Origin of the sequence: Reyranella sp. (assembly GCF_017305915.1) — a bacterium.
Lineage (GTDB): Bacteria > Pseudomonadota > Alphaproteobacteria > Reyranellales > Reyranellaceae > Reyranella.
Genome location: NZ_JAFKJN010000022.1, coordinates 76,650 through 100,588 on the forward strand (window position 1 = coordinate 76,650; position 23,939 = coordinate 100,588).

The window sequence follows — 23,939 nt, forward strand, 5'->3', positions numbered from 1 at the left end:
ACCGACCGAGGGAGGACAAGCGCATGCGGACGTTGTTTCGGCTCCTGGCCGCGGGAGCGGCGCTGCTGACGGCAAGCGTCGCGTCGGCGCAGACGACGCTCAAGGTCGTCATGCTGTCGGACCTCAAGATCCTCGATCCGATCTGGACCACCGCCTACATCGTCCGCGACCACGGCTACATGGTCTACGACACCCTGCTGGCGATGGACACCAGGCTCGAGGTCAAGCCGCAGATGGCCGAGTCGTGGAAGGTGAGCGACGACAAGCTCACCTACACCTTCGTGCTGCGCGACGGGCTCAGGTTCCACGACGGTGCGCCGGTCACCGCCGAGGACTGCGTCGCCTCGCTCAAGCGCTGGGGCGCCCGCGACGCGATGGGCCAGAAGCTCATGCAGTTCACCAAGGAGCTGGCGGTCGTCGATGCCAAGACCTTCACGCTGACGCTGAAGGAGCCCTACGGCATGGTGCTGGAATCGCTCGGCAAGCCCTCCTCCTCGGTGCCCTTCATCATGCCCAAGCGCATCGCCGAGACGCCGCCGGACAAGCAGGTCTCGGAGTTCATCGGCTCGGGCCCGTTCGTCTTCAGGAAGGACCAGTGGCGGCCGGGCGAGAAGGTGGTCTACGAGAAGTTCGCCGACTACAAGCCGCGGCCGGAGCCGCCGTCGGGTCTCGCCGGCGGCAAGCAGGTCTTCGTCGACCGGGTCGAATGGGTCGTTCTGCCCGACGCGCAGACGGCGGTGAACGCGCTGATCGCGGGCGAGATCGACATGATCCAGCAGCCGCCGTTCGACATGCTGCCGCTGCTCGAGGGGAGCAAGGGCATCAAGGTGATCGACCTCAACATCCTCGGCACCCACTTCGCCTTCCGCTTCAACACCCTGCACAAGCCGTTCGACGACCCGCGCATCCGCGTCGCCGCGCTCTATGCGCTCAGCCAGAAGGATTCGCTGGCCGCCGGTGTCGGCAATCCGAAATACGAGAAGGTGTGCAAGGATCTGTTCGGCTGCGGCACGCCGCTCTCCACGGCGAAAGGCTGGGAGGACAAGCTGAACGGCGATTCGGCCAAGTCGAAGGAGCTCCTGAAGGCGGCAGGCTACGACGGCACGCCGGTGCTGCTGATGCATGCCAGCGACACCGCGGCCGGCGTGACGGCGCCGGTCGCCAAGGCGATGCTCGAGCGCGGCGGCTTCAAGGTCGACATGGTGTCGACCGACTGGCAGACCGTGCTGGCCCGGCGCTCGCGCAAGGAGCCGCCCTCGGCCGGCGGCTGGTCGGCCTTCACGACGACGCTGGCAACGACCGACATCCTCGATCCCGTCGTGTCGTTCTTCACCGGCGCGGCCTGCGAGAAGGCGTCGATCGGCTGGCCGTGCGACACCCAGATCGAGAAGCTGCGCGACGACTACGCGCGCACCACCGATCCGGCCAGGCGCAAGGAACTGGCCGAAGCGCTGCAGGTGCGGCTGAGCGAATTCCCGACCTACGCGCCGCTCGGCCAATTCAACATGCCGGTGGCGATGCGCTCGAACGTCAGCGGCAACATGGAAGCGCCGGCTACCGTGTTCTGGAACGTGAAGAAGGGGAACTAGACCCCTGTGGGGCGCCTGCCATCGACTGCCAAGCCCCGTGGCAGTGCTTCGTTGCAGGCGGGCCAACGTTTTACGCCATCATGCGCGCACACCGCCTCAGGGGCGCGCCAGACACCTATTATGGGCATTGGCCCGCGATTCGACGCCTGATTTTGGCCCTTCGATTCGCGTTCCATTGCCCATAATGAGCCTCCGACACGAAGCGTTATCCACAGGCTTCGGGAGGGGCGCGCTTCGGCTCCGGCCGAAGCGACGGCGGCCGCGCGCGCCTTACATCCCTCCCGTCACAACGGAGGACCCCATGGCCGATATCAATACCCTCAAGCAGGGCCTGATCGTCACCGCGTTCTGGGAAGCGAGGCCCGAGGAGGTCGACACGCTGAAGGCCATCATCAGGAAATTCCTGCCGCAGGCCCAGGCCGAGCCCGGCGTGCTCGCCTTCCAGATCCACCAGTCGCTGACCGAACCGACCAAGTTCTTCTTCTACGAAGTCTTCAGGGACGAGGCGGCCTTCGCCGAGCACTCCAACGCCCCGCACTTCAAGAGCCTGATCCTCGAACAGGCGGTGCCTCGGCTCGCCAAGCGGGAGCGCACGCAGCACAAGTTCGTCTAAAGGGTTGATCGCCCGACGCGGCTTCCTCTAAGTTGCTCTCGGAGTGAATCGATGGCGGTCCATTAGAGAGACCCCACACCGCTCCGGGATGGGAGGAAGCCGCCAAATGCCGGCCGACGCAGGCGCTGATGCGCCACCTTTTTTGCTGCGCTGGGCCGACAGGACCCTGTCGCGCGCCGAGGACGGCCTCAACCTGATCGCGGCGCTGGCCGTGTTCTTCCTGATGTTCGTCGGCGTGGCGCAGATCGTCGGCCGCACCGTCTTCGATTTCGCGATCTACGGCTATATCGACTGGATCGAGCAGGCCTCGTCGCTGTTCGCGTTCCTGGGCATCGCCTATGCCCAGCGGCTGGGCAGCCACATCGGCATGGACCTGACGATGGACTGGAAGCCGATCAACCGCTGGCGGGTCGAGCTGTTCGCCGTGGTCATGGCGCTGCTGATCGCCAGCCTGCTGATCTGGGCGAGCTTCACCAACTTCCTGCGCGCCTACGCGATCGGCGATTCGACCATGGACATCCAGCTTCCGACCTGGCCGGCCAAGCTGATGGTGCCGCTGGCGCTGAGCGTCCTGTGGCTGCGGCTCGGCCTGCAGATCTGCGGCTACGTGCGCATGATCCGCCATCCCGATGCGGTGCCCATCGCGGTGCCGAAGCTGGTCACCATCGACAGCCAGGTCCAGGACGAGATCGCCGACGCCCTCGGCAAGGAGGCGCGGTAATGGAATTCGGTCCCGTCACCATCGGCTGCATCGGCGTGGTCGCGCTGCTGGCGCTGTGCTTCGTCGGCGTGCGCTTCGCCTTCGCCGGCGCGATCGTCGGTACGGTCGGGCTGATGGCCCTGATCGGCGTCGATGCCGGCATCCGTACCGCCGGCATCGTGCCTTACGCCTCGGGCGCCAACTACACGCTGTCCGTGCTGCCGATGTTCATCCTGATCGGCTACCTGGCCTATTACGCCGGCATCACCCAGAGCGCCTTCGAGGCGGCGCGGCGGTGGTTCGGCTGGCTGCCCGGCGGCCTCGCCACCGGCACGGTGTTCGCCGTCGCCGGCTTCTCGGCGGTGTCGGGCGCGAGCAGCGCCGCCGCCGCGGTGTTCGCCAAGGTGGCGATCCCCGAGATGCTGCGCGCCAAGTACGACAAGAAGCTGGCGGCCGGCGTCTGCGCCGCCGGCGCCACGCTCGATTCGCTGATCCCGCCCAGCACCTTGCTCGTCGTCTACGGCATCGTCACCGAGCAGTCGATAGGCAAGCTGCTGGTCGCGGGCTTCGTGCCCGGCATCGTCTCGGCGTTCGTCTATGCGATAATCATCACCTGGCGCTGCTGGCGCCAGCCCGAGCTCGGCCCGCGCATCACCGGCTACAACTGGGGCCAGCGCTTCGAATCGCTGCCGTCGACCACGCCGATCTTCCTGGTCATCCTGATCATCTTCTTCAGCATGTATTTCGGCTGGGCGACGCCGACCGAGGCCGGTGCGCTCGGTGCCTTCTCGGTGTTCGCCTTCGCGCTGCGCAACGGCATCAAGCGCGGCGAGCTGCGCCAGTGCCTGCTCGATTCGGCCAAGCTCACGGTGATGATCTTCACGGTGATCTGGGGCGTGCTGATCTTCGTGCGCTTCCTGGGCTTTTCCGGCATGCCGGAGGAGGTGTCGCGCCTGGTTACCGACCTCCCGGTGCCGCCGCTGGTGGTGCTGCTGGCGATCTACCTGCTGTACTTCGTGCTCGGCACGGTGCTCGAGGGCATCGGCATGTTCCTGCTGACGCTGCCGGTGATCTTCCCGGTGATCAAGGCGCTGGGCTACGACCCGATCTGGTTCGGCATCGTGCTGGTCAAGCTCTCGGGCATCGCCTCGCTGTCGCCGCCGGTCGGGCTGGTGGTGTTCGTGGTCAACGGCGTGCGGCCCGACATCTCGGTGCGCGACATCTTCCGCGGCGTCTGGCCGTTCATCTTCGCCGACATCATCACCTTGGGCGTGCTCACCGCGTTCCCGGAGATCGTCACCTTCATCGTCGAAATATCGGACTGAGCAGGGAGGAACAGGATCATGCGTCGCGTATCGCTGCTTTCGATGGCCGTCGGTTTCGGCCTGCTGGCCGCCATCCCGGCCGAAGCCAACGACAAGGTCACCTGGAACATCGCGGTCTACGGGCCGCCGCGCTCGGTCAGCGTCCACATGGAGTACCTTTCCAAGATCGCCAAGGAGAAGACCGGCGGCAACTTCGTCATCAACCTCAAGTACAACGAGCAGCTCAGCGACGCCAAGGACGTGCTCGACGGGCTCAAGGTCGACGCCTTCCAGGGTGCGTTGCTCGCCTATTCCTACGCGCCGGCCAAGACGCCGATCCAGAGCGTGCTCGACATGCCGTTCCTGCCGATCCCCGGCCTGGTCGAGCAGGAGAAGGTGCATGACGCCTTCCAGGCCTGGAAGCCGGCGCAGGACGAGCTGGCGAAGTGGAACGCCATGCATTTCATGGTGGCGCTGCTGCCGCAGTACGAGTTCATGGGCACCGGCAAGCCGCCGCGCAACCTCGAGGACTGGAAGGGCATGCGGGTACGGGCGCTGGGCGGTTTGGGCGATGCGATGAAGGCCTTGGGCGCGGTGCCGACCTCGGTATCGGCGCCGGAAGTCTACACCGCGCTGGAGCGCGGCACGTTCCAGGCGGCGTCGTTCCCTTTCACCTACAGCTTCACCGCCTACAAGCTGCACGAGGTGTCGAAGTGGTACACGCTCGGCATGCAGCTCGGCGTAGTGCACAATTCGCTGGTGTTCAGCCAGACCGCGTGGAAGGCGCTGCCCGCCGAGTACCGGAAGATCCTCGAGGACGCCAAGCCCGAGGCCTACCGGCTGCAGCGCGAGGCCTACGATGAAGCCGACAAGAAGTCGTTCCCGCTGTTCGAGAAGCGCAAGCTCGAGGTCATCAAGGTGACGCCGGAGATGCGTGCCAAGCTGATACAGACCGCCGCCCAGCCGGTGTGGGACCATTGGGTCGCCGAGGCCGAGAAGAAGGGCCTGCCGGGCAAGGAGGCGCTCGAGCTGACGCTGTCGCTGGCCAAGAAGCACCAGCCGACGAACTGAGATCAGAACTCCTCCCCTTCGCGGAAGCTGCGAAGGGGAGGTGCCCCCGTCATCGGGGGCGGAGGGGTCATAGGCCACAGTTTCGTTGGTCGCTCATGACCCCTCCGTCAGCGTAAGACGCTGACACCTCCCCATCTGAATGGGGAGGGATTGAACCGCGTAGCGTACCGACCAACCGGGAGGAAACGATGCGATGCATGAAGGCCGCCGTCGCGGCGCTGGCGTTGTGTTGCGTGCTGAGCGTTCCCGCGGTGGCCCAGAACGGAGCCGTCAAGATCGGCGTGCTGGACGACATGTCCGGGCCCTATGCCGAGAACACCGGTCCGGGCGACGTCGCCGCGGTCAAGTTCGCGATCGCCGACTTCGGCGGCTCGGTGCTCGGCAAGCCGATCGAGATGGTGAGCGCCGACTTCCAGAGCAAGGTCGATGTCGGAGTCTCGATCGCCAAGCGCTGGTACGACGACGAGAACGTCGACATGGTGATCGGCATTCCCAACTCGGCGATCGCGCTGGCGCTGGTCAAGGTCGCGCAGGAGAAGAACAGGATCGTGATGCCGACCGCGGCGGCGACCTCGGCGCTGACCGGCAAGGGCTGCGGCCCCAACAGCGTCCACTTCATCTACGACACCTACGGCCAGACCAAGACCATCGTGAACGCGCTGGCCAAGCAGGGCGGCGGCGACTGGTACTTCATCACCGTCGACTACGCCTTTGGCCTCGCGATCGAGCAGGACGCCACGCAGTTCATCAAGGCGGCAGGCGGCAAGGTGGTGGGTTCGGTGCGTCATCCGCTCAACACCCAGGACTTCTCGTCCTACGTGCTGCAGGCCGACGCCTCGAAGGCCAAGAACCTGATGGTCGCCAACGGCGGCGGCGACATCATCAACGCCGTCAAGCAGGCGGCCGAGTTCGGGCTGATCAAGAAGGGCGTGCGCATCAGCATTCCGCTGGCGCAGCTCCCCGACATCCACGGCATCGGGCTGAAGATCGGCCAGGGCCTGCTGATCTCGAGCCCGTTCTACTACGACATGACGCCGGAGGCGCGCGCCTACACCGAGCGCTTCACCAAGGAGATCGGCCGGCCGCCGTCGTTCATCCAGGCCGGCACCTACGGCGCGGTGACGCATTACCTCAAGGCGGTGAAGGCCGCCGGCACCGACGAGGCCAAGGCGGTGATGGCCAAGATGAAGGAGCTGCCGGTCAACGACTTCATGACCAGGAACGGCAAGGTCCGGCCCGACGGCCGCGTCGTGCGCGACATGTACCTGATGCAGGCCAAGACGCCCGAGGAGTCCAAGGGCGAATGGGACCTGGTGAAGATGGTCGCCACGGTGCCGGGCGACGAGGCCTTCCGGCCGATGAGCGAAGGCGAGTGCCCGCTGGCGAAGTAGTGGACGTCCTCTCCGCCGCGTAGCGGGGAGAGGAAGGGGATCCACGCGTAGCGTGGGGGAGGTGTGGTGGTCATGCCGTGCGCTGCCCCCTCACCCGACCTCTCCCCCTAACGGGGAGAGGAGGAAGACACGTAGAGTCCGAAAGCCGCGAGTCGACGGCGGCGTCGCCCGCTATCGATGCGCGCATGACCGATACAGACATCCAGGACTTCGTCACCCGCTTCGCCGCGGCGTGGGCTGCGCGCGACGGCGCGGCTTTCCTCGCGCTGTGGCATCCCGACGGCGTGCTGCATTCGCCGCTCTACGACCGCCCGGTGCTGGGCAAGGAGCTCGGCCGGCTGACCGAGCTGGTGAAGGAGCGCGCGTCGGACAGCGTCTGGCAGTTGCTCGACTGGACGCCGCGCGGCGACACGGTGATCGTCGAATGGCAGACCACGCGCACCGCGGGCGGCAGGCGCTTCGACTGGCGCGGCGTCGACAAGTTCCGCCTGCGCGACGGCCGGATCGCCGAGGAGCGCGTCTACATGGACACCGCGCCGCTGCGCGCCGCCGCCGAAGGCCTCGCCTTGCGTCCGGTCATCGCGCTTTAGTCTGGCGTCGCGGCGCGATGCGATAGGCGCAGCGGCGGGCGCCGGCGAGGATGTGGTCGGTGCGCTCCACGATGACGTCGGCGCCGAGGACCGCGCGGAAGACCGCGAGCTCCGAGCGGCAGAGGCCCTGGCAGCTCGCCGCGGCGGCGCAGATCGGGCAGTGATCCTCGACCAGCAGGAACGCACCGCCGCCTTCCGCCTGCACGCTCGCCATGTAGCCCTCGCCGCTGCGGATCTCGGCCAGCGCATCCAGCGTCCGGCGCAGCGACCGGCGCGTGCCGAGTCGCCGGCGATAGTCGGCGACGCTGGCCCGCTCGCGATGCGCGATCAGCCGGTCCAGCCCCGCGTCGCCGAACAGCGTGCGCGTCGATCGCAGGAGCTCGAGCGTGAGCTCGGCGTGACGGTCGGGGAAGCGGGCATGGCCGCGCTCGGTGAGCTGCCAGCGCTTCTTCGGCCGGCCGCGGCCCTCGCGGCTGTCGGCGCTCTCCACCAGGGCGGCGTCGAGCAGCTTGACCAGGTGCTGCCGGGCGCCGGCCACGGTCATGCCGAGGCGCGCGGCGACGTCGGCCGCGGTCTGCGGCCCGCGGCTCTTGAGATGGAACAGGATGCGGTCCCGGTTGCGTTCCGGCGGTTGATCCCGGCTCATGGTGCCGTTAATTTAGATAGAGAATACTTTCTAAAATAGACCGGCCGCCGGGAGTCTGCAACCGTCGCCCGGTGTCGGAGGAAACCTTGGACACGGATCGGGCGCCGCGGGACGGCTGGAGCATGCTGCTGCGGCGCGAGTGGCTGGCGCCGCTGGCGGTGCTGCTGGGCGGCATCCTGCTGCATTCGATGAACGTGCTGATGCTGGCGACCGTGCTGCCGACCATCGTCGGCGAGCTGGGCGGCGCGGCGCTGATGAGCCTGCCGAGCACGGCGTTCCTCGCCTCGTCGATCATCGCCGCGACCTGCGCGGGCCTCGGCACCGCGACGTTCGGCGCGCGCAACACCTACGCTGCGGGCGCGGCGGTGTTCACGGCGGGCGCGATCGCGATCGCGCTGGCGCCGGCGATGGAATGGGTGATCGCCGGCCGCTTCGTGCAGGGCTTCGGCGGCGGCCTGATCGCGGGCGTGGCCTACGTGCTGGTGCGCTCGACCTTCCCCGAGGCGGCGTGGGCGCGGGTGATCGCGCTGCTCTCGGGCATGTGGAGCGTCGCCATCCTGGTCGGGCCGCTGGCCGGCGGCGTGTTCGCCAAATACGACCAGTGGCGCGGCTCGTTCGTCATGGTCGCGGCCATCGCCGCGGTGCTGGCGCTCGGCGCCTTCCGCGTGCTGCCGTCCGCGCGCACCGCGACCGCCAGGCGCAGCGCGTTCCCCGGGGCGCGGCTGGCGCTGGTCTGCGCGGCGATCGCCAGCTCATCGTCGGCCGCCGTCGTGGCCGCGCCGGTCGCCAAGGCGCTGCTGATCGCGTTGGCCGTTGCTTTCCTGGCGGCGATGCTGCGGGTCGACCGCAAGACGCCGACGCCCTTGCTGCCGAGCGACGCCTTCGCCTTCACCACGCCGAGCGGCCTCGGCCTGTGGCTGCTGCTGCTGGTCGCGGTGGCCTACAGCCCGTTGCAGATCTTCATCCCGGTCTTCCTGCAGAGCCTGCACGGCCTCGATCCGCTGACCGCGGGCTACGGCGTCGCCTGCGCCTCGCTCGGCTGGACGGCGGCGTCGCTGCTGGTGGCGGGCGCGGTCGAGGACTGGCGCAAGCGCTGCATCGTGCTCGGCCCGCTCGCCATGCTGGTGTCGCTGGTCGCCGCCGGCCTGCTCGCCGACACCCATGCGCTGCTGCTGTGCCTGGCCATTATCGGCATCGGCACGGGAATCGGTACCTGCTGGGCCTTCGTTGCGCAGCGCATCATGAGCGGCGCGCGCAAGGGCGAGGAGGCGGTGACCGCCGCCTCGGTGCCGACGGTGCAGCAGATGGGGTTCGCCCTGGGCGCGGCGCTCAGCGGCCTCGCCGCCAACTCGGCCGGCTTCGCTGTCGACCTGCCGCACGAGGCGATGGCCTGGGTGGCGTTCGTCGTGCCGGTTTGCTTCGCCGCCTCGGCAGCCATCGCCTGCATCGTAGCGCTGCGGCTCAACCGGACGGCGCACTAACTCTTTCGCGGGCCTTTCCACGGGCCGACGTCGAGGAAGGTACTCTGGTAAGTGGCGCCTTCGCCGATGTCGGTGTAGCGGTCCGAGCAGAGCATGTTGATGGTGCCGCCGAGCGATTCGCCGCTCGGGCGCTGGCCGGGCACCAGCACGACGCCGGGCCGCACCTCGTCGCTCACCTTCAGCATCAGGCCGACCTCGCCGCGATCGTTGAACAGGCGCACTTCGGCGCCGTCCTTGAGACCGCGCCTGGCCGCATCGTCCGGATGCAGGATGCAGAACGGCTTGCCCTCGCGATCGCGCAGGAACTTCACGCCGGAGAAGGCGGTGTGCGCCTGGAAGTAGCCGGGCGCGGTCAGCAGGCGCAGCGGCCACTTGGCGGCATCGGCGACCTCGATCGGGTCGGGGTTCCAGTCGGGCAGGGCGGACAGGCCGTGCTTGGCCGCCTGCTCGGAGTAGAACTCGAGCTTGCCCGACGGCGTGCCGAACGGCTGGCCCTGCCAGTCGTGCTTGATGTGGATCGGCTCGCCGGCGAACAGCTTGGCGGGCTCCGCCTTCGACGCGGGGCCGGTCGCACCCTTGAACAGCTCTTGCGCGGCGTCCTGCGGCGCCAGGGTGAAGATCCGGTCGGCGAGGCCCATGCGCTTGGCGAGCGCCTGCGCCACGTCGAAGTTCGAGCGCGCCTCGCCGCGCGGCTTGGCGGCCTGCCGGCCCCATTGCATCCAGTAGGCGCCGTAGGCGCGGTAGAGATCGTCGGTCTCGAGATAGTTCGCCGCCGGCAGCACGATGTCGGCGTACTTCGCCGTATCGGTCATGAAGGGATCGTGCACGACGGTGAACAGGTCCTCGCGCGCCAGGCCCTTCTGCACCTTGTGCGCCTCGGGGCAGGTCACCGCCGGGTTGTTGGCCGAGACATAGAGCGCGCGGATCGGCGGGTCCTGCATGTTGAGCAGCTCCTCGCCCAGCCGCAGGTGATTGACCATGCGCGCCGTCGCCGGACCCGACGGCTTGCGCACTGCCGCGTAGTTGAGGTCGCACGACGCCGCGGTCAGCAGCAGCGAGCCGCCGCCCTTCACGCCGTAATGGCCCGACACGCCCGGCAGCAGCGCCACCGTGCGCAGCGCCTGGCCGCCCGCGGCGAGGCGGGTCATGCCTTCGCCCAGCCGGATCATCGCGGCCCTGGCCTTGCCGTACATCGCCGCGAGCTTCTCGATGTCGGCCACGGGAAGGCCCGTGATCTCCGCGACCTTGGCCGGCGGGAACTTCGGCAGGATCTCCGTCTCGACCTTGTCGAAGCCCAGCGTGTGCTTGGCGAGATAATCTCGGTTGGAGAGCCCGTCGCGCACCAGGATGTGCATGACGCCGAGCGCAAGGGCTGCATCGGTGCCAATCTTGATGGGGAGGTAGAGGTCAGCTGCGCGGGCGCTGCGGGTGCGGCGCGGATCGATGACGATGACCGGCAGGTCGCGCTGCTTCTTGGTGTGCTCGACCAGCGACCAGTAGTGCACGTTGGTCGCCGCGAGATCGGCGCCCCACGAGATTACCAGGTCGGAATGCACCACGTCCTCGGGATCGGCGCCGCCGACCGGGCCGACCGTGACGTTCCAGGCTTCCTCGCAGCAGGTGTCGCACACCGTGCCGGCCTGCAGCCGCGAGCTGCCCAGCGCATGGAACAGCCCGTTGACCAAGCCGCGATTCATCAGGCCCTGGTGGGCCGAGTAGGCGTAGCCGAGCAGGGCGAGCGGCCCGCTCTCGGCGATGATCGCCTTCCACCTGGCCGTGATCTCGTCGAGCGCCTCGTCCCAGGTGATCGCCTTGAACTGGCCGCTGCCCTTCGCGCCGACACGCTTGAGCGGCGTCGCGACGCGCTCCGGCGAGTTCACCAGGTCGGCGTCGCGGTTCACTTTTCCGCAGGCGAAGCCCGCGGTGTAGGGATGATCGGGGTCGCCCTGGACGCGCACGACCTTGCCGTCGTCGACATGCGCGATGAGCGAGCACATGTCGGGACAGTCGTGCGCACAAACGACTCGTACGGATTTCACCTGACCGTCTCCCCAGAACCAGAAAACGGCCGGACTTTAACAGAAGGCGAGGCCGGGGACGGCCTTACTTCTTCTTGGCGGCGCCCTTAGCTGCCGTCGCGGGGCCGGCCGCTGCCGGCTTGCCGCTCGACTTGGTGCCGGCGCCGGCGCCGAAGCGGTCCTTGAAGCGCTGCACGCGGCCGCCGCGATCGATGGTCTGGCGCACGCCGGTCCATGCCGGATGGGTCTTGGGGTCGATATCCAGCCGCATCTGCTGGCCTTCCTTGCCCCAGGTCGACTTGGTCTCGAACGACGTGCCGTCGGTCATCACAACGGTGATCTTGTGATAATCCGGGTGGATCTTCTCTTTCATGAACCTCTCCAGCGCAGTTTAAGGCCGATTCCGACCGGCCGGCGCGACAAGGCGGCGGGTATACAGGCACGAAGCTGTGTCCACAAGCCCGGTTGTCCGGCCTTTCCGTGGCCTGCTAGACCCCAAGGACGATGAGCGAGCAAGCTTTCGAAATCCTGGCCGACAGCCTCCTCGAGAGCCTCGAGGAGGAGATCGACGATGCCGAGCTGCAGGGTGGCGTCCTGACGGTCGACGCCGACGCCGGCACCTGGGTGGTCAACAAACATGCACCCACCCGGCAGATCTGGCTGAGCTCGCCCAAGTCCGGCGCCCGGCACTACGCCTTCGACCAGGTCACCGGCCTGTGGAAGGACACCCGCGGCAGCGGCGACCTGCTGTCCACGCTCTCGGGCGAGCTGGGCGTTCCCCTGGCATGGCAACCCGAATGAACCGTTTCGCCGGCCTCCGCCTGCTCGCGCCCTACCTGCGGCCCTATCGCGGCCGGGTGGCGCTGGCGCTGCTGTCGCTGCTGGTTGCGGCCGGCACGGTGCTGGCGTTCGGCGCCTGCCTCCGGGCGCTGATCGACCGCGGCTTCGCCCAGGGCCGGCCGGATGTCCTGAACTACGCGCTGGCCTCGCTGCTGGCGGTGGCCGTCGTGCTCGCGATCGCCTCGGGCGCCCGCTACTACCTCGTGTCCTGGCTGGGCGAGCGGGTGGTCGGCACCCTGCGGCGCGATCTGTTCGCCCATGTCGTACGCCTGGGGCCGGCCTGGTTCGAGATCAAGCGCTCGGGTGACGTCATGAGCCGCATCTCCTCCGACGCCCAGCTGATCGAGCAGGTGATCGGTTCGTCGGCCTCGGTGGCGCTGCGCAATGCCCTGATGTGCCTGGGCGGCATCGTCATGCTGGTGGTCACCAATCCCAAGCTCGCGTTGTGGGTGCTGGCGGTGGTGCCGGTCGTGGTGGCGCCGATCGTCCTGTTCGGCCGCAAGGTGCGCACGCTCTCGCGCGAGGCGCAGGCGCGGGTCGCCGACATGGTGTCGGAGGGCGGCGAGACCCTCGACGCGGTGCGCACGGTGCAGGCCTTCGCCCAGGAAGACAGCGCCGGCGCCCGCTTCGCGCGGGCCACCGAACGGGCCTTCGATGCCGCCGTCGCGCGCATCGGCCGGCGCGCGATCATGACCACGCTGGTGATCTTCATCGTGTTCGCCGCGGTCGGCTTCCTGCTGTGGATGGGCGGCCACGACGTGATCTCCGGCCGCATCTCGGCCGGCGACCTGTCGGCCTTCGTCTTCTACGCCGTGCTGGTGGCGAGCTCGGGCGGCGCGATCAGCGAGACCATCGGCGACCTGCAGCGCGCCTCTGGCGCCGCCGAGCGGCTGGCCGAATTGCGCGCCGAGCAGCCGGTGATCCGCGAGCCCGCCCAGCCGAAGGCGCTGCCCCAGCCGGCGCGCGGCGCGCTCGCCTTCGAGAACCTCTCCTTCCGCTACCCCACGCGGCCCGATTCGCTGGCGCTGGCCCATCTCAACCTGCGCATCGCGCCGGGCGAGACGATCGCGATCGTCGGACCTTCAGGTGCCGGCAAGACGACGGTCTTCAACCTGCTGATGCGCTTCTACGACCCGGAGCAGGGAGCGATCCGCCTCGACGGCGTCGACGTCCGCGACCTGCGGCTCAGCGACCTGCGCCGGTCGCTGGCCATCGTGCCGCAGGAGCCGGTGCTGTTCACCGCCTCGGTCGCCGAGAACATCCGCTACGGCCGCCCCGACGCCAGCGCCGAGGAGGTCCGAGAGGCCGCCCGCGCCGCCTCGGCCCTCGACTTCATCGAGGCGCTGCCGCAAGGCTTCGAGACCGACCTCGGCACCCGCGGCGTGCGGCTGTCGGGCGGCCAGCGCCAGCGTATCGCCGTCGCCCGGGCGCTGCTGTGCGACCCGGCCGTGCTGCTGCTCGACGAGGCGACCAGCGCCCTCGACGCCGAGAGCGAGCTCGCGGTCCAGCAGGCGCTCGACCGGATCATGCACAGGAAGACCACCCTGGTGATCGCCCATCGCCTGGCGACGGTGCAGAAGGCCGACCGCATCGTGGTACTGGAGGCGGGGGAAGTGGTCGATGTCGGCAGCCACGCCGAGCTGGTCCGCCGCGGCGGCCTCTACGCCCGGCTGGCCCAACTGCAATTCAATATCTCGGCCGCGGCCGAGTAGCGGGCGAATTCGCAGACCGCTCGTCAGGCCGGCGTAAGGCCTGATTGCAACAGTTGTGAATCATGAAATTCAGGATCAAGGCGACCTGGCCGACCTCCGACATCCTCCCGCAGGTGCGAGAGGTCGGCTCCGCCAGCGCGGCGCTGCGAGCCTGCGCCAGCTTTCTCCGGTCGGGCTGCCGGATCGACTCCATCACGGTCTTCCGGGACGACGGATCGGTGTCCCGCATGGCCGAAGGCCGGCTGGTCCGGCTGGCGAGAGACGAGGGCTGCGGCATCCGCTATCCGCCGCACCGGCGGCGCAAGGCTCGCCAGACAATGGGCAGCGTCGCCTTCGCCATCCTGTGCTCGATATTGCCCAATAGCTGGGGCGACTTCGCGACCCTTCTGGATTTTGGCACGAACCGGGTGGCCATTCGGCGCAGCCAAGGCAGCCGCCCCGACGCTCGCCGGCGCTGACGGGAATGCCTGCCGCAGCGCAACAAAGGCATAGTCGAGGCTTTCTGCTTGATTCACAGCCTATTACGGCGTATTCCTCGACCATAGTACAAACTCAATTTTGTCACTGGCCAAATAGGCATTTCCCCATGTTCGCCCGATTCCCGCTCCACGCGACGCAGCAGACCGACCATCGCGCCATGCGCCTGGCTGACTGGTGGCCGGCGGCCCTGATCGGCCTGCTGGCGCTGATGGGTGCTGCTCCCGAAAGCAATGCGCAGACGTTCCTGAGCCTGTTCTAGGCCTTTGCTGCCGCCTTCTTGTCGGCGTCAAGACGGCGCAATTCGCGCCGCATGATCTTGCCCGTGGTGGTGAGCGGCAGCTCGGCCACGAACTCGACTTCCCGTGGATACTCGTGGGCGGCCAGCCGGGTCTTCACGTAGGCGGCCAGATCGGTCTTCAGGGCGTCGCTGGGTGCCATCTCGGGCCGGAGCTGCACGAAGGCCTTCACGATCTCCGTCCGAACCTTGTCCGGCACGCCGACCACCCCGACCATGGCCACGGCCGGGTGCTTCATCAGGCACTCCTCGATCTCGCCCGGCCCGATGCGATAGCCGCCTGACGTGATCACGTCGTCGTCGCGGCTCTTGAAGAAGACGTAGCCGTCCTCGTCGATTCGCCCGAGGTCGCCGGTGAGCAGCCAGTCGCCGGCATATTTCCGGGCCGTGGCCTCGGGGTTCTTCCAGTACTCCAGCATGACGATCGGATCGTGCCGCCAGCCGGCGATCTGGCCCTCCTGGCCCGACCGCAGGACGTTGCCCTCGTTGTCGACGATGGCCACCCTGCGGCCGGGGCAGGCGCGGCCGCAAGAGCCCGGCCGGACCTCGAACCATTCCGGCGAATTCAACACCATCAGGTTCATCTCGGTCTGGCCATAGCCCTCCGAGATGATGGCGCCGAATGTCTCGCGTCCCCAGGCCAGCAGCTCCTCGCCCATCGCCTCGCCGCCCGTGAAGACGGCGCGCAGGGCGTAGTCCCAGCGCTTCCGGGGCTCGTCCACCTGGCGCATCATCTTGAGCGCGGTCGGCGGGATGAACGTCACGCCGACCTTGTGCTTGGCCAGCATGGCGAAGGCGCGCTCGGGATCGAATTTGGCGAAGCGGTGGGCGAGCACCGGCGTGCCGTAGTACCAGGCCGGGAACAGGGCGTCGTAGAGCCCCGCGATCCACGCCCATTCCGCCGGCGTCCACATGATCTCGTTGCCGCGCGGCCAGTGGCTGAGCATCTGCTCGACCGCCGGGATGCAGCCGATCATCATGCGATGGGCATGCAGCGCGCCCTTCGGCTGCCCCGTGGTGCCCGAGGTGTAGATCAGCAGCGCCGGATCCTCGGCATGGGTGTCGACGGTCGCGAACCGGTCGGATGCCGTGTCCAGCAGCCTGTCCCAGTCGAGGAACTCGGCGCCATCCTTGCCGGCGCCGATGACGATGATGGTCTTCAGATGCGGCAGCCGCTCGCGCACGGCCAGCACCTTGGGGAGCTGGCTCGCATCGGTGATGATCGCCGAGGCCTCGGCGTTGTTCATGCGGTATTCGACCGCTTCCTCGCCGAACAAAGTGAATAGCGGCAATACGACCGCGCCCATCCGGTAGCCGGCGAGATGGCAGATGGTGAGCTCGGCGCTCTGGCTCAGGAACACACCGACGCGGTCGCCTTTCCTGATGCCGCGCGCGGCGAGCGCATTGGCCAGACGCGAGCTGGCCGCCAGCAACTGGCCGAAGGTCCAGTGCCGGACGCTGCCGTCGGCATTCTCGACGATCATGGCGAGCGTGTTCGGCTCGTGGCGCTCGCAGACCGCGCGGCCGATGTTGAAGCGCTCGGGGATGGTCCATCGGAAGCGCTCGATCGCCTCGTCGTAGGGCAGGCCGCGCGGGATCATCGGGTGATCACCTTGCCGGCCAGCAGCTCCTCGTGCGTCGGCACCCAGATCGATTCGGCCGGCGTCTCGATCACCTTGCGCGCGAACTCGGGCGTGAGCCGCGCGCTGTAGACCATGAAGTTGCGGATGCCGCGATTGGCGTCGTGCATGTCGCCCTCTCCCATGCCGGGAAAGCTGGCGGCATGGAAGCCGAGCCGACCGCTTGGCGATACGGTCCGCTCGACGCCGCCCAGGAAAGCGATGGTGCAGGCCGAGGCGCAGCCGGTCTCGACTCGCGTCGCAAGTTTGCGCTCGCGGAACATCTGGAACAGCGCGAAGCCCACCGAGGCGCGGCCGCCCGGTCCTTCGAGCACGACCTCGCGCACGCCGTTGTTCTCGGCCAGCGCGCGGCGCACCACCTCCTCGCTGTGCGTGCCGTAGGCGCCGGCGACGTAGAGCATGCGGCTGTCCGGGCTCACGTTGGCCTCGAGATCGCCCAGCGCGGTGTCGCCGGCGCGGATCGCCCACAGCTCGCTGAGCGCCGGCACGGCGCGGTCACGCACGGTGATGCCGACCAGCCCGACGGTCGCCAGCGCGACCGCCGCCGAGAGCGCGAATACCCAGGGGCTCGACCGCCGCGACGCCTGTAAGATCAGCAGGATCTGCCAGAACGCGAACAGCGTGCCGACGACGCACAGGATGGCCGGCAGGAAGATGTGCGCCAGCGTGAGCTGGCCGCCGCTGAACACGGCGAGCGAGACGCTGCCCAGCCCGGTCAGCAGCGCCAGCGACGCCCAGACGCCGCGATAGTAGAGCGACTGGCTGAAGCCGGCGGTGCCGTCGCGCCACAGCGGCACGCCGGCGGGCCGCACGCGCATGGCGCCGCCGACATAGCCGAGCACCGCCGCCTGGGCCTCGTCCATGGCGCCGGGCGCCAACCTGATCTCGCTCGCGTGCAGCGCCCGTGCCGCCGCCTCGGCGAAGCCCTGCAGGAGCTGGGCATGCGCGAGGTCGGGCGCGCGCAAATGAAGCAGGTCGAGATGGCGCTCGCCCTGCAGCAAGTCGAGCACGGCGATCGGACCGGCCGGCCCGTCGATCACGAAGGTGGCGTGGTGCTCGTCGGTGCCCGACGGCACGACGCCGGGCACCAATGTGGCAAGAGCGCCCGAATCTTCCTCAGTGGCGCGGCGGATGTGGGGTGTTCCCATGGGCGGTTGGCCTATATGCTGCGGCACTTCTCGCGGAGCGTCCATATGTCCCCCGACGATCATGCCTATGCGCCCCTGAAAGTGGGGCGCAGTGCCGAGGAAGGCATCAAGACCATGCCGTCGGTCTGCCCGCACGACTGCACCAGCACCTGCGCGCTGGAGGTCGAGCGGCTCGCGCCCGACCGGATCGGCCGGGTCCGCGGCTCGATGCGCAACGACTACACCGCCGGCGTGATCTGCGAGAAGGTCGCCCGCTACGCCGAACGCATCCACCATCCCGACCGGCTGACGAAGCCGCTGCGCCGGGTCGGGCCGAAGGGCAGCAAGCAGTTCGCCGAGATCTCGTGGGCCGACGCGCTCGACATCGTTGCCGAGCAGTTCATCGCCAAGGCGCGCCAGCACGGCAGCGAGACGATCTGGCCGTACTACTATGCCGGCACGATGGGCCTGGTGCAGCGCGACGGCATCAATCGGCTGCGCCATGCGATGAAGTACTCGCGCTGGTTCTCGACCATCTGCGTGACCCTGGCGGATACCGGCTGGATCGCCGGCACCGGCGTGAAGCGCGGCGCCGACGTGCGCGAGGTCGACGAGCATTCGGACCTGGTCGTGATCTGGGGCGGCAACCCCGTGAACACCCAGGTCAACGTCATGACCCACGCCATGAAGGCCAAGAAGCGTGGGGCGAAGATCGTCGTGGTCGATCCCTATCGCACCGGCACGGCCGAGCAGGCCGACATGCATCTGGCGGTGCGTCCCGGCACCGACGGTGCGCTGGCGGTCGGCGTCATGCATGTCCTCATCAAGGAGGGCTATGCCGACTGGGACTACATGCGGAAGTACACCGACGCGCCGGACGAGCTGGCCGCGCACGTCGCCAGCCGCACGCCGGAGTGGGCGTCGAAGATCACCGGCCTTTCGGTCGAGGAGATCGTCTCCTTCGCGCGGATGTACGGCCAGGCGAAGGCCGCTTTCATTCGCTGCCATCACGGCTTCAGCCGCAGCCGCAACGGCGCGCACAACATGCATGCCGTGACCTGCCTGCCGGCCGTGACCGGTGCGTGGAAGGCCAAGGGCGGCGGCGCGCTCTACGGCCACACCGGCATGTACCCGATCAGCAAGAGGCTGATCGAGGGCACCGACATGGTCGACACCTCGATCCGCGACCTCGACCAGTCGCGGCTGGGCCCGATCCTGGTCGGCGAGACCGACGCCCTGAAGAACGGCCCGCCGGTCACCGGGCTGCTGATCCAGAACACCAACCCGGCGATGGTCTGTCCCGAGCTCGAGAAGGTGCACAAAGGCTTCGCGCGCGAGGACCTGTTCACCTGCGTGCACGAGCAGTTCCTGACCGAGACGGCGGCCTATGCCGACATCGTGCTGCCGGCGACCATGTTCCTGGAGCATGACGACTTCTACACGGCGAGCGGTCACACCTTCTTCCAGGTGACCAAGAAGGTCGTCGAGGCGCCGGGCGAATGCCGCGAGAACCACTACGTCATCTCGGAGCTGGCGAAGCGCCTCGGCGCCAAGCATCGCGGCTTCGACATGACCGCTTGGGAGATCATGGACGAGGCGCTCGAGGTCTCGAACATGTGGGACGCCGAGACCAACTGGCAGAAGGGCGGCCAGGATTTCCATCTCGGCTTCGAGACCTCGCACTTCCTCGACGGCTTCGCCTGGCCCGACAAGAAGTTCCGTTTCAAGCCCGACTGGGCGGCCTTCGGCGTGCGCGGCAAGGAGATGCCGGCGCTGCCCGACCATTTCGACGTGATCGACAATGCGACCGACGAGAAGCCGTTCCGGCTGGTCGCGGCGCCGGCGCGCACCTTCCTCAATTCGACCTTCACCGAGACGCCGTCGTCGCAGAAGCGCGAGGTGCGGCCGACGGCGATGATGAACCCCGAGGACATGTCCGCGATGGCCATCGCCGAGGGCGATCGCGTCGAGGTCGGCAACCAGCGCGGCAAGACGATCGTTCATGCCAAGCCGAAAAAGGGCCAGCAGCGCGGCGTCGTGATCGTCGAGGGCATCTGGCCGAATCGCAACTTCGAGACCGGCATCGGCATCAATGCCGTGACCTCGGCCGATCCCGGCTGGCCCAACGGCGGCGCCGTGTTCCACGATACCGCGGTCTGGATCAGGAAGGCCTAGCCGCTGCGGTTTCCGCGGTTTTCGGCCGTTTTTGCCGTTTTTGACGAAAGCGAAGACGGCCTGAACGCCAAGCCTTTGACATGGCGATACTTTTCGCCGTGGCCCGGCTCGGGGAAACGGCGATGAACGGTCGAAAACGGTTGGAGACGACCGGCGTGCCGATCGACATTCAACGGGCGGCATCTCTGCTTCCTGCGTGCGGTATCGAAGGTGCAAGCAGGATAAGCGACTCACATTTCGGCACCTATTATGGGCAATGGAACGCGATTCGAGGCCCGATTTTGGCTCCTCGATTCGCGGTCCAATGCCCATAAAGAGCTTCCGAGTCGCGACTTATCCCAAGACTTGCGCACAGCCTTCGGCCGACCTTTTCCACACAGATCAATGGCATTGTGCGACGACAGGATGACCGACACCTTCCAACCCGCCGTCAACCCCAGCATCGTGCAGGTGCAGTCCGTGCGCGAGCCCGGTCGCGCGCATGTGCTGGTGATCGGCAACGAGAAGGGCGGTTCGGGCAAGTCGACGACGGCGCTGCACATCGCCGTGTCGCTGATGAGCGACCGCGCCAAGGTCGCGACCATCGACCTCGATGCCCGGCAGGGCACGCTGACGCGCTACATCGAGAATCGCGCCGCCTACCTGAGGCGCAAGGGCGTCGAGCTGGCGATGCCGATGCACGCCGCGGTGATGGCTTCCGGCGATTCGGCCGACGAGAAGGCACGCTTCGAGGCGGCGCTGGAGCCCGCGGTGCTCGGCACCGACTTCGTGGTGATCGACACGCCGGGCAGCGACACGCATCTGTCGCGGCTGGCGCATACTTGGGCGGACACCTTGCTGACGCCGCTCAACGACAGCTTCATCGATCTCGACCTCCTGGCGCGGATCGATCCGGAAACGCTCAAGGTCGTGCGGCCGTCGGTCTATGCCGAGGCGGTGTGGAAGCAGCGGCAGATCCGCTCGATGCAGGGCGCGCGCCCCGTGGACTGGATCGTGATGCGCAACCGCCTGTCGTCGCTGGCGGCGCGCAACAAGCGCGACATGGGCACGGTGATCGCGGCGCTGGCCAAGCGCATCGGCTTCCGCGTCGCGGCGGGCCTCAGCGAGCGGGTGATCTATCGCGAGCTGTTCCTCAACGGATTGACCCTGCTCGACCTGAAGAGAGGCGGCGGCGGCATCGGTCCGTCGCTCACCATGAGCCACGTGGCCGCGCGCCAGGAGGTGCGCGACCTCGTGGCGGCGCTCAATCTGCCGCCGCCAGATGCGGCCGCGCCATCGGCCGTCCCCGAGACAGCAGCAGCCACGCCAGACCGGCCAACTGCAGGATGAACAGGGCGCCGAACGCCCAGCTATAGCCGTCGGGCGAATAGCCGGCAGCGGTGCGCGGCCACAGGTCGACGACTTTGCCCATCGCCCATTGGCCGGCGAAGATCACCAGGAAGACCACGAGGTTGCTGCTGGTGCTGACCCGGCCGGCATAGTCGGGCGGGAACGACGCCACCATCACCGGCATGTACTGGATCGGGCAGGCGCCCAGGAAGCCGAACAGGATCCACGGCAGCACCGGATGCGCCGCCGCACCGAAGGCGATCCAGCCGCAGACCAGCGCGAACAGGAAGCTGGTGACGCCGGCCGAGGCGAAGTCGCTGACGCCGATGCGCCGGCAGGCGGTGGCGATGATGCCGCTCGAGGCGAAGCCCAGCGCCGTCGCGGCGGTGGCGTAGAGCTGGATGTCGGCGCGCAGCTCCTTGTCGGCGACGCCGCCGACGTCGCGCAGCCACGGCCCGATCCACAGGCTGATGCAGCCGATGAAGGCGAGCTGCTGCACCGCGAGCAGGGGCTGGATGCGCCAGTAGAAGCCGTCGGTCAGCACGATGCCGGTGACCCGGAACTGTTCGCGCAAGGTCCCGGGCCGCGCGCTCGGGGGCTTGTCCGGCACGACGGCGAACAGGATCGCCGCGGTGGCGAGGCAGATGCCGGCCAGCCAGAAGAACAGGCCCTGCCAGCTCACGATCGACAGCGACCACTGGATTGGCAGCGTCGCCGCCATCGAGCCGGCGCCGCCCGCCATCATGTGGAAGCCGGTGACGATCCCCCATTGGCGCGGCGGATACCACAGGGTGAAGACCTTGATCGCCGCCATCAGCCCGCCGGCGAAACCGATGCCGATCAGGATGCGCGCCACGATCAGCTCGCCGAACGACGTGCAGAAGCCGAACAGCGCCGCGCCCAGCGCCGCGATCGCGATCAGCGCGGTCTGGACGCGGCGTGGTCCGTAGCGATCGAGCGCCACGCCGAGCACCGGCTGGATCAGCGCGAAGAACAGGAAGAAGGCCGAGGTCAGCAAGCCGAGATCGGCCGCGGTGATGCCGATGTCGCGCTCGAGATGGGGGAAGATGACCGCGTTGACGCCGCGGAAGATGTACGAAAGGAAGTAAGCGAACGCGAACGGCAGGAAGACCCGCAGCAGGAGCATCGTTCGCATCAACGTCAACTTTTCCTCCCCATTCATATGGGGAGGTGCCCGCGTCTGACGCGGGGCGGAGGGGTCATTGCTGGGAGCGCGCGACAAGCGCGGAGCAACCTCCGCGCCTAGTCGCGCTCATGAGCGGCACGGAGTGCCGCGTTTCCAGCCATGACCCCTCCGTCGGCGTATGACGCCGACACCTCCCCCGATGACGGGGGAGGAATATCACAATCCAGGGACGGAAAAACCGCTCAGGCCGCCTTGCAACTCAGGATGATATGGCGCGGCGTGAAGGTCGGCAGCGGCGGCTGCGGATCGGGCATTGGCCGCGGCCACGACTTGTCGGCGAGATGCCTCTCGATCAGCGGAACGAGTTGGTTGAAGGTGATCCAGCCGCGCATGCGCGTGCCGGCGTGGCTCGCATGCACCGCATCGAGGAAGAGATCGGGATCGAGCGGCAGCTGGCCCGCGACGTCGATGAAGGCGACGTTGTTGACGCGCGCGTACTTGGCGAACAGCCGGTTCTGGAACTTGGCCAGCCGCTCGAGGTCGCGATAGCGGTAGGGATAGTTCGAGATGTTGAGCTGCTCGAGGATGTAGCGATGGCGGATCGGATCGAGCACGAGCCCGTCCTTCACCATCCAGGCGAAGGAGGAGAGCGCGAAGTCGCTGCCGATCGCGCCGAGATCGGCCCGGATGCGGTCGAGGTCGCGCTGGATCTTGTTCAGGTCGACCGGCAGGTTGGGATAGTTGAGGTCGGGATCCTGCTCGTCGAGCCCGGTCGGCCACACGACCTTGTAGTCGGGCTTGGGCCATTCCTTGCCGTCGAGGTCGGATGCCGCGAAGCCGATCGCCGCCTGCACGCGGCCGAGCAGCGCCGACCAGCGCGACGCCGCGCGCAGCCAGTCCGGCGTGAGGCTGGCGCCGGTGCCGGGCGGGCGCACCGCCGCGCCCTTGGGCACGTCCTCGACGATCGAATCGAGGCGAAACTGGTTGCCGCCCTCGTAGTAGACGACGAGATCGGGCCGGAGCGGCAGGACCTCGCTGTGGACGATGTTGGCGATGTCGGTCGAGGCGTTGCTCTCGCGCGCCGAGTTGAGCACCTCGAAGCGCACGTCGAGCTTCTTGGCCTCAGCCCACTTGTTCAGCCAGTGGCCGACATATTCCGGGTACGACCACGGCGCGAAGTGTCCGTCGACCACGGTCGAGGAGCCGGTGAAGACGATGCGGATGGTGCGCGGGCCCCGCGGCACCTCGATCGGCGCGCCGCGCCAGCCCATCTGGTTGGTCACCAGCCGGTCGGGCAGGGTGACGTTGGGATAGAAGCGGTAGGGCGGCGAGGCCTTTCCGTCGGCCGGATCGTAGAGATAGAGCTGGCCGGGCGCCTGCTTGAGGAACGGATGCTGGCAGGGATCGCTGCCGGCGAACGCCGTGTTCCAGGCCTTGAAGACGTCGTTGGGCTGGAACGACGAATTGCGCGACAGCTTCTCGCGCAGGTCCATGAACAGGCTTTGCCAGCCGTCGGGCGGCGGCTGGCGGTTGGGCAGCGGCGCCGGGTCGGTGAAGAACCAGGCGCGGTCGACGCCCGGTGCGCGCGCGATCGCGTCGACCTGCCCGGGCTTCAGCACGCCCTCGTCGTGGGCGTCGGGCAGCGGGAAGGCGAGCAGCGGCTGGCCGTTCAGCACGCGCACCACCGCCTCGGCGACGGCAACGCTCACCACGATTGACACCAGCATCAGCAGGGCGTCGCCCCACCAGGAGGAACGCCGTTTGGACCCGCCCATGAGGCGCGCCTTATAG

General features: G+C 68.0%; 20 protein-coding genes and 1 pseudogene. 14 read left to right on the forward strand and 7 right to left on the reverse strand.

Features of this window, described 5'->3' with window-relative positions; all coding sequences use genetic code 11:
* Positions 1–23 precede the first annotated feature (23 nt).
* The 7 genes from J0J01_RS21925 (at position 24) to J0J01_RS21955 (ending at position 7,258) form a co-directional block, all read left to right on the forward strand.
* Positions 24–1,589 carry an ABC transporter substrate-binding protein gene (locus J0J01_RS21925; protein WP_296384558.1) on the forward strand — a complete coding sequence of 522 codons (1,566 nt, stop codon included), beginning with the start codon at positions 24–26 and terminating at the stop codon, positions 1,587–1,589.
* A gap of 301 nt (positions 1,590–1,890) precedes the next feature.
* Entirely contained in the window at positions 1,891–2,202 is a 312-nt protein-coding gene (locus J0J01_RS21930; protein ID WP_296384560.1) for a putative quinol monooxygenase, read from the forward strand.
* Between the two features lie 106 nt (positions 2,203–2,308).
* Positions 2,309–2,923: a TRAP transporter small permease gene (locus J0J01_RS21935; RefSeq protein ID WP_296384562.1), complete on the forward strand. Its 615-nt coding sequence runs from the start codon at positions 2,309–2,311 to the stop codon at positions 2,921–2,923.
* On the forward strand, positions 2,923–4,227 hold the full coding sequence (locus tag J0J01_RS21940; protein ID WP_296384564.1) for a TRAP transporter large permease: 1,305 nt from the start codon (positions 2,923–2,925) through the stop codon (positions 4,225–4,227). Before J0J01_RS21935 ends, J0J01_RS21940 begins: the two co-directional genes overlap by 1 nt.
* A gap of 18 nt (positions 4,228–4,245) precedes the next feature.
* Complete coding sequence (dctP, locus tag J0J01_RS21945; protein WP_296384566.1) at positions 4,246–5,277, forward strand: TRAP transporter substrate-binding protein DctP; 1,032 nt, start codon at positions 4,246–4,248, stop codon at positions 5,275–5,277.
* 197 nt (positions 5,278–5,474) lie between these two features.
* Positions 5,475–6,668 (forward strand): ABC transporter substrate-binding protein, encoded by a 1,194-nt coding sequence (locus J0J01_RS21950; protein WP_365737896.1) that lies wholly within the window; start codon positions 5,475–5,477, stop codon positions 6,666–6,668.
* Between the two features lie 185 nt (positions 6,669–6,853).
* Positions 6,854–7,258, forward strand: a complete 405-nt coding sequence (locus J0J01_RS21955; RefSeq protein WP_296384570.1) for a nuclear transport factor 2 family protein — start codon at positions 6,854–6,856, stop codon at positions 7,256–7,258.
* Here J0J01_RS21955 and J0J01_RS21960 read toward each other — a convergent pair.
* Positions 7,245–7,904 (reverse strand): metalloregulator ArsR/SmtB family transcription factor, encoded by a 660-nt coding sequence (locus J0J01_RS21960; RefSeq protein WP_296384573.1) that lies wholly within the window; start codon positions 7,902–7,904, stop codon positions 7,245–7,247. The genes J0J01_RS21955 and J0J01_RS21960 overlap by 14 nt on opposite strands.
* Before the next feature lie 86 nt (positions 7,905–7,990).
* Here J0J01_RS21960 and J0J01_RS21965 point away from each other — a divergent pair, with 86 nt between their 5' ends.
* On the forward strand, positions 7,991–9,385 hold the full coding sequence (locus J0J01_RS21965) for an MFS transporter (RefSeq protein ID WP_296384575.1): 1,395 nt from the start codon (positions 7,991–7,993) through the stop codon (positions 9,383–9,385).
* On the opposite strand, the gene J0J01_RS21970 is transcribed toward J0J01_RS21965, so the two are convergent.
* Together J0J01_RS21970 and rpmE are read right to left on the reverse strand one after the other, a co-directional pair.
* Positions 9,382–11,424 carry a molybdopterin-dependent oxidoreductase gene (locus J0J01_RS21970; RefSeq protein WP_296384577.1) on the reverse strand — a complete coding sequence of 681 codons (2,043 nt, stop codon included), beginning with the start codon at positions 11,422–11,424 and terminating at the stop codon, positions 9,382–9,384. The genes J0J01_RS21965 and J0J01_RS21970 overlap by 4 nt on opposite strands.
* A gap of 148 nt (positions 11,425–11,572) precedes the next feature.
* A pseudogene (gene rpmE, locus J0J01_RS21975) lies at positions 11,573–11,776 on the reverse strand (50S ribosomal protein L31); the annotation flags it as partial.
* A gap of 131 nt (positions 11,777–11,907) precedes the next feature.
* Here rpmE and cyaY point away from each other — a divergent pair.
* From cyaY to J0J01_RS21995, 4 genes are all read left to right on the forward strand, one after another.
* Positions 11,908–12,204 (forward strand): iron donor protein CyaY, encoded by a 297-nt coding sequence (cyaY, locus tag J0J01_RS21980; protein WP_296384580.1) that lies wholly within the window; start codon positions 11,908–11,910, stop codon positions 12,202–12,204.
* Positions 12,201–13,955, forward strand: coding sequence for an ABC transporter transmembrane domain-containing protein (locus J0J01_RS21985; protein ID WP_296384583.1), 1,755 nt, complete (start codon positions 12,201–12,203; stop codon positions 13,953–13,955). The genes cyaY and J0J01_RS21985 overlap by 4 nt, the downstream gene beginning before the upstream one ends.
* Before the next feature lie 62 nt (positions 13,956–14,017).
* Positions 14,018–14,413 (forward strand): hypothetical protein, encoded by a 396-nt coding sequence (locus J0J01_RS21990; RefSeq protein WP_296384584.1) that lies wholly within the window; start codon positions 14,018–14,020, stop codon positions 14,411–14,413.
* Between the two features lie 128 nt (positions 14,414–14,541).
* Entirely contained in the window at positions 14,542–14,694 is a 153-nt protein-coding gene (locus tag J0J01_RS21995) for a hypothetical protein (RefSeq protein WP_296384586.1), read from the forward strand.
* On the opposite strand, the gene J0J01_RS22000 is transcribed toward J0J01_RS21995, so the two are convergent.
* The gene (locus J0J01_RS22000) at positions 14,691–16,331 is read right to left on the reverse strand and encodes an AMP-binding protein (RefSeq protein WP_296384588.1); all 1,641 of its coding nucleotides are present in this window, start codon (positions 16,329–16,331) and stop codon (positions 14,691–14,693) included. The genes J0J01_RS21995 and J0J01_RS22000 overlap by 4 nt on opposite strands.
* A complete protein-coding gene (locus tag J0J01_RS22005; protein ID WP_296384591.1) occupies positions 16,328–17,518 on the reverse strand; it encodes a hypothetical protein in 1,191 nt (396 codons plus the stop codon). The genes J0J01_RS22000 and J0J01_RS22005 overlap by 4 nt, the downstream gene beginning before the upstream one ends.
* Positions 17,519–17,563: 45 nt before the next feature.
* Here J0J01_RS22005 and J0J01_RS22010 point away from each other — a divergent pair, with 45 nt between their 5' ends.
* Complete coding sequence (locus J0J01_RS22010) at positions 17,564–19,672, forward strand: molybdopterin oxidoreductase family protein (protein ID WP_296384593.1); 2,109 nt, start codon at positions 17,564–17,566, stop codon at positions 19,670–19,672.
* 405 nt (positions 19,673–20,077) lie between these two features.
* Entirely contained in the window at positions 20,078–21,001 is a 924-nt protein-coding gene (locus J0J01_RS22015; protein WP_296384594.1) for a division plane positioning ATPase MipZ, read from the forward strand.
* Here J0J01_RS22015 and J0J01_RS22020 read toward each other — a convergent pair.
* Positions 20,916–22,157 (reverse strand): MFS transporter, encoded by a 1,242-nt coding sequence (locus J0J01_RS22020; protein ID WP_296384596.1) that lies wholly within the window; start codon positions 22,155–22,157, stop codon positions 20,916–20,918. The genes J0J01_RS22015 and J0J01_RS22020 overlap by 86 nt on opposite strands.
* Before the next feature lie 233 nt (positions 22,158–22,390).
* Positions 22,391–23,923, reverse strand: a complete 1,533-nt coding sequence (locus J0J01_RS22025) for a hypothetical protein (RefSeq protein ID WP_296384598.1) — start codon at positions 23,921–23,923, stop codon at positions 22,391–22,393.
* Positions 23,924–23,939 lie beyond the last annotated feature (16 nt).

What these genes read in the sequence shown, in the direction of transcription:
- J0J01_RS21925 (WP_296384558.1), top strand. Translation starts at nt 24, where the DNA reads ATGCGGACGTTGTTTCGGCTCCTGGCCGCGGGAGCGGCGCTGCTGACG.
- J0J01_RS21930 (WP_296384560.1), top strand. Translation starts at nt 1,891, where the DNA reads ATGGCCGATATCAATACCCTCAAGCAGGGCCTGATCGTCACCGCGTTC.
- J0J01_RS21935 (WP_296384562.1), top strand. Translation starts at nt 2,309, where the DNA reads ATGCCGGCCGACGCAGGCGCTGATGCGCCACCTTTTTTGCTGCGCTGG.
- J0J01_RS21940 (WP_296384564.1), top strand. Translation starts at nt 2,923, where the DNA reads ATGGAATTCGGTCCCGTCACCATCGGCTGCATCGGCGTGGTCGCGCTG.
- dctP (WP_296384566.1), top strand. Translation starts at nt 4,246, where the DNA reads ATGCGTCGCGTATCGCTGCTTTCGATGGCCGTCGGTTTCGGCCTGCTG.
- J0J01_RS21950 (WP_365737896.1), top strand. Translation starts at nt 5,475, where the DNA reads ATGAAGGCCGCCGTCGCGGCGCTGGCGTTGTGTTGCGTGCTGAGCGTT.
- J0J01_RS21955 (WP_296384570.1), top strand. Translation starts at nt 6,854, where the DNA reads ATGACCGATACAGACATCCAGGACTTCGTCACCCGCTTCGCCGCGGCG.
- J0J01_RS21960 (WP_296384573.1), bottom strand. Translation starts at nt 7,904, where the DNA reads ATGAGCCGGGATCAACCGCCGGAACGCAACCGGGACCGCATCCTGTTC.
- cyaY (WP_296384580.1), top strand. Translation starts at nt 11,908, where the DNA reads ATGAGCGAGCAAGCTTTCGAAATCCTGGCCGACAGCCTCCTCGAGAGC.
- J0J01_RS21985 (WP_296384583.1), top strand. Translation starts at nt 12,201, where the DNA reads ATGAACCGTTTCGCCGGCCTCCGCCTGCTCGCGCCCTACCTGCGGCCC.
- J0J01_RS21990 (WP_296384584.1), top strand. Translation starts at nt 14,018, where the DNA reads ATGAAATTCAGGATCAAGGCGACCTGGCCGACCTCCGACATCCTCCCG.
- J0J01_RS21995 (WP_296384586.1), top strand. Translation starts at nt 14,542, where the DNA reads ATGTTCGCCCGATTCCCGCTCCACGCGACGCAGCAGACCGACCATCGC.
- J0J01_RS22000 (WP_296384588.1), bottom strand. Translation starts at nt 16,331, where the DNA reads ATGATCCCGCGCGGCCTGCCCTACGACGAGGCGATCGAGCGCTTCCGA.
- J0J01_RS22005 (WP_296384591.1), bottom strand. Translation starts at nt 17,518, where the DNA reads ATGGGAACACCCCACATCCGCCGCGCCACTGAGGAAGATTCGGGCGCT.
- J0J01_RS22010 (WP_296384593.1), top strand. Translation starts at nt 17,564, where the DNA reads ATGTCCCCCGACGATCATGCCTATGCGCCCCTGAAAGTGGGGCGCAGT.
- J0J01_RS22015 (WP_296384594.1), top strand. Translation starts at nt 20,078, where the DNA reads ATGACCGACACCTTCCAACCCGCCGTCAACCCCAGCATCGTGCAGGTG.
- J0J01_RS22020 (WP_296384596.1), bottom strand. Translation starts at nt 22,157, where the DNA reads ATGCGAACGATGCTCCTGCTGCGGGTCTTCCTGCCGTTCGCGTTCGCT.
- J0J01_RS22025 (WP_296384598.1), bottom strand. Translation starts at nt 23,923, where the DNA reads ATGGGCGGGTCCAAACGGCGTTCCTCCTGGTGGGGCGACGCCCTGCTG.